Origin of the sequence: Methyloglobulus morosus KoM1, assembly GCF_000496735.2 — a bacterium.
Taxonomy (GTDB): Bacteria; Pseudomonadota; Gammaproteobacteria; order Methylococcales; family Methylomonadaceae; genus Methyloglobulus; species Methyloglobulus morosus.
On the sequence record NZ_AYLO01000166.1, the window covers coordinates 1 to 7170 of the forward strand.

Annotated in this window: 8 protein-coding genes; 7 read left to right on the top strand and 1 reads right to left on the bottom strand. The window is 47.4% G+C overall.

The window, feature by feature from the left end; genetic code table 11:
* Positions 1 to 461 precede the first annotated feature (461 nt).
* The 4 genes from MGMO_RS18240 to MGMO_RS18255 all read left to right on the top strand — a co-directional run bounded on the left by MGMO_RS18240 (position 462) and on the right by MGMO_RS18255 (position 3218).
* Entirely contained in the window at positions 462 to 734 is a 273-nt protein-coding gene (locus tag MGMO_RS18240) for a type II toxin-antitoxin system TacA family antitoxin (protein ID WP_023496568.1), read from the top strand.
* The gene (locus tag MGMO_RS18245; protein ID WP_051384090.1) at positions 731 to 1246 is read left to right on the top strand and encodes a GNAT family N-acetyltransferase; all 516 of its coding nucleotides are present in this window, start codon (positions 731 to 733) and stop codon (positions 1244 to 1246) included. The genes MGMO_RS18240 and MGMO_RS18245 overlap by 4 nt, the downstream gene beginning before the upstream one ends.
* A 5-nt stretch (positions 1247 to 1251) precedes the next feature.
* Positions 1252 to 1629, top strand: a complete 378-nt coding sequence (locus MGMO_RS18250) for a hypothetical protein (protein ID WP_023496570.1) — start codon at positions 1252 to 1254, stop codon at positions 1627 to 1629.
* Between the two features lie 1082 nt (positions 1630 to 2711).
* The gene (locus MGMO_RS18255; RefSeq protein ID WP_023496572.1) at positions 2712 to 3218 is read left to right on the top strand and encodes a hypothetical protein; all 507 of its coding nucleotides are present in this window, start codon (positions 2712 to 2714) and stop codon (positions 3216 to 3218) included.
* A 106-nt stretch (positions 3219 to 3324) separates the two neighbouring features.
* On the opposite strand, the gene MGMO_RS18260 is transcribed toward MGMO_RS18255, so the two are convergent.
* Entirely contained in the window at positions 3325 to 4173 is an 849-nt protein-coding gene (locus MGMO_RS18260) for an HDOD domain-containing protein (RefSeq protein WP_023496573.1), read from the bottom strand.
* A 263-nt stretch (positions 4174 to 4436) separates the two neighbouring features.
* On the opposite strand from MGMO_RS18260, the gene MGMO_RS20910 reads away from it, so the two are divergent.
* From MGMO_RS20910 to MGMO_RS18265, 3 genes are all read left to right on the top strand, one after another.
* Positions 4437 to 4571: a hypothetical protein gene (locus MGMO_RS20910; RefSeq protein ID WP_023496574.1), complete on the top strand. Its 135-nt coding sequence runs from the start codon at positions 4437 to 4439 to the stop codon at positions 4569 to 4571.
* 147 nt (positions 4572 to 4718) lie between these two features.
* On the top strand, positions 4719 to 4856 hold the full coding sequence (locus MGMO_RS20180; protein ID WP_023496575.1) for a hypothetical protein: 138 nt from the start codon (positions 4719 to 4721) through the stop codon (positions 4854 to 4856).
* 313 nt (positions 4857 to 5169) lie between these two features.
* Positions 5170 to 6537 carry a cytochrome P450 gene (locus tag MGMO_RS18265; protein WP_023496576.1) on the top strand — a complete coding sequence of 456 codons (1368 nt, stop codon included), beginning with the start codon at positions 5170 to 5172 and terminating at the stop codon, positions 6535 to 6537.
* Positions 6538 to 7170 lie beyond the last annotated feature (633 nt).

Below are 7170 nucleotides of genomic sequence, written 5' to 3' on the forward strand. Positions count from 1 at the left end.
GCCATCTTTGCCGCAATCGGTCGAACCACATTTTGGACAATTCATATTAGCCTTTACCCCTACAAATTGGGTAAGTGTAGCAAATGCTATACTAACTTAACAATACCGTTTAATTAAACCATTTCAGGTTTAAACCCTACCGACTACGGGACACATTCATTCCGTAGGACTAAGCCTCCTTAATTTACCGCCGGACAAAGAACTTAAGGGCGGTGCAGCTTCTCCTAGGACATACCAAACTGGAAAGTACAGTGCGGTACTTGGGTATCGAAGTCGATGATGCTTTGGAGATGGCGGAACTGACAGAAGTTTGATTTTTCTATAATCGCAAGTGATCGAATTCTTTCTCGGTCACTTGCGGGTTGTTTAGTCGCCCTAAAGTTGGATGATGTAAAAATATAGGAACGTACTGGCTTTGTGTGTACAGTTGTGTTAGTCTTACGTGGTAAGGAGAAATTATCATGATAACGAACAAACGCACAGATCGAATAGATCTCAGAATCCATCCAGAAGCCAAGGAAGCACTACAGGCGGCGGCTACTTTACGCCATAAATCGGTCAGCGAATTCGTTCTCGAAAGCGCGTTGGGTGCAGCCGATGAAGTGCTGGCTGATCGCCGCTATTTTAGCCTGGATGCTGATCAATGGGCAGCTTTCCAGGCTGCCCTTGAAGCGCAGCCCCGGCCTTTGCCCAGGCTTGAACGGTTAATGCGCGAGCCGGGTATTTTCGATTGACCACGGAACACAAAAATCGTTGCCACATAGAAAAACTACAACAGACGCACCAGACTGACGCATTTGATTGTGGACAAGACAGCCTAAACCGATATTTAAAGCGATACGCTTTAATGAGCCAACGCGCTGATGGGGCACAAACTTATGTTGGCGGTAGTGGCAAAGAAATCATTGGGTACTACACGCTCGTTGTGGGTCATGTCGCCTATGAAGAGGCATCGGATCGCCTTGTCAAAGGGCTGTCCCGAAATGCCGTGCCTGTGATGTTATTGGCCCGTCTTGCCACTGATCTTGCTTGGCAAGGGAAAGGCGTGGGTGCTGGTTTATTAAGGAATGCAATGCAACGCACTGTCCAAGCTGCTGATATTGCAGGTATCAGGGCTTTTCTAGTACATGCCAAGGATGACAAGGCCAAAGCGTTTTACGAGCATTTCAATTTTCTGCCCTCTCCGACTGACCCTTACCATCTCCACCTGTTGGTGAAAGATATTAGGAAAATAATGGGCGCCTAGTAACAATGGCTAAAGAAATCGACCTGCAAAAAGTCTTCTCGATACTTGACGGTAAAGCCGCCGAGATCGAAAGGTTTGACGATAATATGATAATGGAAACGGTCGGGGTTGCTATGGCACTGGATGCGCTGCGCGAATCACTGGATAAGGTGGAGACACACCTGAATATTAGGGAATTCGAAAAAGCATCCTATGTTGGCTATCAGGAGGTTGCCCATAATTTTGTTTACGTTCAAAGGACTTTGGCCGGACTCCAAACAGTTGCTCATCAAAAGGAAGCCTTTATTTGCAATATCGCCCATGAAGCTAGCGTTGCCTATGAAGATGTTGCACCTTGTGTTGAACAAAAGATGCAATCTTCAGTTAAAAAATCAGCACCCTAACAAAGACTGGTAAAACAGGGTAGCAGTTGTCTGTTAAGTCAGTATCAGAGGTTATCTGTTAAATGAAAACAATACGAGCAAATATTTCAAATAAAATCAATATTATACAATAATAAAGAGCTTTTGAGTTTCCTTCTCTAAACCGGACTGTGGCTCATATCAACCATTTTGGGAAGATCGGCCAACTGCGGACAGCCGAACCCCCATGAGCAGCCCGTCAAGTTAGTGATAGGAGACTGTTGATGCCTTAACAAATGCAAAAGACAGGCAGATAAAGGCTTGTTCAGTTTTTCCTTGGCACCGGATTTTTCATTCCAGATGGACACCCGTCTTAATCTCCAATTCCAATTCTTTCACGAAGTGCTTTTTATTGGCTTTCAGGCAATCCAGTTGCCCTGGTGCCAATAGCTTGGCCGGCTTCAGCCTGCCCGCTTCTAACCGGACGGTGAATCCTACGCCTTAAATTTCCCACAAACGACATCAGGAACACCACAAAACATCACCCATAAGTTAATTACGTACCGTCCAACACGGCATGGACATGTTAAACAATCCACAACAGTTGTATATGCGTATGAATACTTACTGGGGCATCATAATTGATTTCAGTGCATATTCAACCAAGGCTACCAACAAGCCGGTGTATAACTTCATTAAGATTAAGCCGTCCTGGGTTGCCAACCTGGCTTAAGACTGTCTTCTTGGTCACCAAGCACTTTATTTAAAGCTCTAATGATTAACATCCCCGAAATGCAATGTTATGGAATGTGAAGTTACCTGTCGTCTTGCATTAGCCGTCTGGAAAGCGTCGATGCCGATTATCAGAAACATCCTCTAAGCCTAAGCTCTGCTTTCCCGTCAATTTTTCAGTACCCTTTTTTGTTATTTATGAGCGTGTGCGCCGATATAAAGCCGCCAACCGCCTGAACGCGGGGGCTAGGTATTCGTACTTATATCCCTGCCAGTATTTTGGGCATAGACTTTCTCAAAGGCCAAAACCTCAAGCCAGTGACTAGACCCTTCGCCAACCCACTGGGCGGAGAAGAGATAGTTCCAGTTGTAACCCTATTCGAGACTACAGGATGAAAAATAAGCACATCACCGAACCCGACAAGTTCGGTTATCAGGTCCGCATCGTGAGGCGTGGCAAAGAAAGCAGCCGCTATTTTTCCCATAAGCTGTGGGGCGGCAAAACTAAGTCGCTAAAGGCCGCCATCGCCTGGCGCGACCAAATGCTGGTCGCGCTGAAGGGCAGCAAGACCCGCTTCTTAAAACCGCCCAAAAACAAAACCACCACAGGCGTTACCGGGGTGTCCAGAACTATCAAGTACGATCTCCGCAAAGACAAGAGCTACCTGTGTTACACCGTGTTTTGGGTGGACAACGGCAAATCCAGGAACAAGACCTTCCAGGTCGGCAATGTGGCAAGTGTGACCGCCGACGATGATCTGCATACCTTCCGCACCGCCCGGTTATTTAGAAGTTGTTACGAATACGCAATTGACAACGACCTGCCGTTCAACGACGGAATGTTTGTTGCTTGGAAGAAGCGGCGGATCTACGATGATGAAAGCCTAAAGGTCGTATAAGCTGATTTAGCCACCTTGTTGCTGGAAGTTAGCTTGAAATTTTTGGGGTCGGAAATGCAGTCGGCGCTTAATGTTTCGGCAAGAAGCCTTAATCATTAAGAAAGAATCACAATATGGGATAAAAAATCGAGAACAATTCATCAAATTGGTCTTGTACGTTATCGATTATTACGCTCAAGTCGTCATCGGAGATACCCCATCTGTTGGAGTCGAAAGCATCCTCCGACAAGTCCATTTTGCTGGCCAGGTTGGCCGACCGGGCCAGGTCGGCGACAAGGTAGTAGGGGCTGGAACGGTCGGGTCTACAGTGTTGGCCGATAGTTTCTGAAATGATGGCGGGCAAATGCCATAACCGAGCTAGTTCCGCCCCTGCATCGTAGTGGTCAAAGCCGAGAGTTTTTTGCTCGATATCGGTCTCTGATTCCCCGGTTTGTTCGGCCAGCAACCCGACTTGCAGGGCTATTTCCGGGATACGGCGATAAAAGACCAGCTTTCCGATGTCATGCAGCAATCCGCAAATAAAGACCGATTCCATGTCTTCCTTGATTTGGCCGGGTAAAGCCAGTGCCAACGCTTTTGCCATTAATGCGCTGCGTAAGCCCATCGCCCAAAAGTCATGCATCGTCATCATGCCGTCCGATTGTGCCGAAAATTTGTTGATGACCAGCGTTGCCAGGACGAGGTTTTGAAGTTCCCTGGAACCGACCATGGAAATGGCGTGGGTGACCGTGGCAATGCGGCCAGGAAAGCCGAAATAGGCGCTGTTGACCAATTTCAACAATCTCATGGTCAGGGCTGGGTCATTGGCGATCACATTGCCGGCGTCGGACAGGGATTTGCTGGGGTCCTCAAGCACACTTTTCAGCTCGAAAAAGAGGTTGGGTGGGGAAGTCAACTGCAGGTCACCCTCAAACAAGTCGGAGAGGCTGATGCTTGTGGTTATGGTCTTCAACATTGGCAAATCTAATCCCCAATCCAAAATATGCAAAGCCTAACCAGGATGATCCCAAAGTGGCTGGGAATGCTGGTTTGCGGCAAGGTGGTACGATTATTTTTTACAGCATGCAACTCAAGCTTAGGGGAGCTTCGGAATAATGCAAGTTTTCGGCTCATAACCCGTAAAGCGGCATATTGGTCGTTGTGCTGGGTTAGTCTTCATTTATGAATTAAACCAATAAATTACCTTCAATTTCAATGTGATGGCCCTTAGCAGCCGTCATGGACCCTAAGTTAGGTATCAAAGGCCAAACTTGCGAGACTAACCTGGGCTCTTTCCGTATCGAACCCGTAAAAACCGCAAACACCAATCCTAAAACACGACTTAAAATTAAAAAAGCCGCTTTGTTCACCTAGAAGTTAAACTGACTTTTGCTAGGCTGGACCGCTTTATTGCGGTTTCCCGGTAAAGATATTGACACACTGTCAGAATGAGCCTACAAGTCACTTAAGGTCAAGATTCCTAACCGACTGACCGTATTATCTTTGCGACTGGAGGGCAACATGTTGCGTTTAGTGTTTGAAGCAGTGATGGTGATTGCCGTCGTATCCTGTCTGTATTTCATGATGAAGTTGGGCGAAATCGATAATAAACCTGACGAACCGTCTCCCGGCAACGAGGACGATCCGGAAGGGAAGTAGTACTAGGATAAAAGCTGAGTGGTGTCGGGAAAACAGGCGTCCTATGACTGATGCAGCCTGTTTCTTAGCTTTACTGTCATACCTCATAACTACGGGTAACTTGCGGATAACTCACAATCTAATACCTTAGGCCAGGTCTCAAAAAGGCTAGGCATGACGACTTTGCCCCCATAATAAGCCTGGGTACGTGGCTCTTGTTATTGCTTGGCTTATGGCGCAAAATGGCTCGATATATCAACCCAGGCCGTATAAGTTTAATGTAAAACCCTAGCTGTTTTTTTACCAGACTGCCGATTTCGCACCCTGCCTTTACATGCAAGCTTCCAATCAAATCCCCGGCCCCCCAAGCCATTTTTTATTAGGCAATCTGGCGGAATTCAAGCGTAATCCGCTAGCTTGCATGATTGCTTGGCAACGCACATATGGGGACTTAATGTGCTTCAAGCTTGGGCCTAAGGAATTTTATCTGATCAGCCATCCTGATTTGGCAGAACTGGCCTTAACCCAGCAGCAAGAGGATTTCGTCAAAATATATGACCCCAATAAACCGAATGGCCTGGCATTGATCCTTGGGCAGGGACTGGTCACGAGCAGCGGCGATTTATGGCGCAAACAGCGCAAGTTGATACAACCGGTGTTTCACCGCAGCAACGTTTACACGATGTTGCCGACAATGGCCTCTGCCTGCCAAAAGCTAATGGCAAAATGGGATGAATTGCCGCCCGACGCAACTGTGAATATTGCCGATGAAATGCTGCGCCTTACTGTTGAGGTGATCACGCAAACCATGTTCGGCACGAGTGTGCTCGAGCAAATCGAACAGATTGCACCGGCTTTGGAAACGGGCCTGCGCTTCGCAGCCCAAACGGCCATGAACCCATTACGGCCGCCCCTATTCATTCCGACCCCTGGCAATCGGCGCTTTATGCGGGCGCGTCGGTTGCTCGACGAGCTCATTTACGGCATTATCGCGCAAAGGCGTGCCAATTCCGCTGGTAATAATGACCTGCTGCAAATGCTCCTGGACGCCGAAGATCCCGATACCGGCGAAAAAATGGGGGACAGGCAAATCCGCGATGAAGTGCTGACGATTTTCAGCGCCGGCCATGAAACGACCGCTACCGCACTCACCTGGACATTGGCCCTATTGGCCAGAAACCCTGAGCCCCTGTCGCGTTTAAAAGACGAACTGGACAAAACACTGGGCGGCAAAACGCCGGGTGTCAATGATTTAGACCGGCTTACCTACACGAAGGCGGTATTGGAAGAATCGTTGCGCATTCGTCCGCCGGTCGGCATCACTCTGCGAAAAGTCGCCAAGGACACCCAATTGCAAGGGTGCTCGTTAAAAGCGGGCGGTATTGCGGTTTTCTGTATTTACAACATGCATCATCATGCCGACTTCTGGGGGCAGTCCGAGGCCTTTGATCCCAGCCGCTTTTTGGCAGCAGACAAACGGAACAAAGCCTATATGCCATTCGGGATAGGCCACCGGTATTGTGCAGGCACCCATTTTGCCCTGGTCGAAGGGCAGCTATTGTTGGCCATGTTGCTGCAAAAATACGATTTCCAATTGTCCGACGACAACCTTCCGGAAATGGAAATGGTGGTGACCGTCAAGCCCGTCGGTGGTTTGCCCATGAGGGTTCGCCGGTTGGGCAGTAATTGGGCGGGGGATTGAAACAGGCTATCAATCCTTGTTTCGATTTTTTCCGCCCATTATGGTTTATAAAATATTTCCCGTCATCAGGTATACATGTGGAGAGTAAGCTTCTGAACAACCTGCAGGGTACACATCAAATTTAGTGCAAAATGACATCATTTATTCAATATCTATAACCAAGCTCTGGAAACTACCCGCTGTCTCAAAGCTGACATTAGCCATGCTTTAGCATTCGTAATATACGGCGATGAGCTGACTATTGAAGATTTCAATTCAAGCCTGTCAGATCGTCAAAAATAGATTTTCTATTCCTCTCTGTAAAAATAATACCATTAAGCCTGCATTCATTGACGAGGGCTAAAATTGGTTTAACTTTAAGACATTTGAATCTTAAATGTTGAGCCCGTAGTCTCAATAATGTTTCACTTACTGGAGCTGAAAATGAAAAAAATGATTGTCTTAGTGTCTTTTTTGGCCTTTGCCCTTATCCTACAAGGCTGCGCCGTATACCCTCCTTATGGGTACTCTGGAGGTTATAATGGCTACCAGTCCAATGGAAATTACGGTGGTGGAAGGCATCATGGATGGAGAGGAGGTCATGGACACCACTGAAATGGGTATTTTCAATGTCCGTACTGAAATCGCCCTATA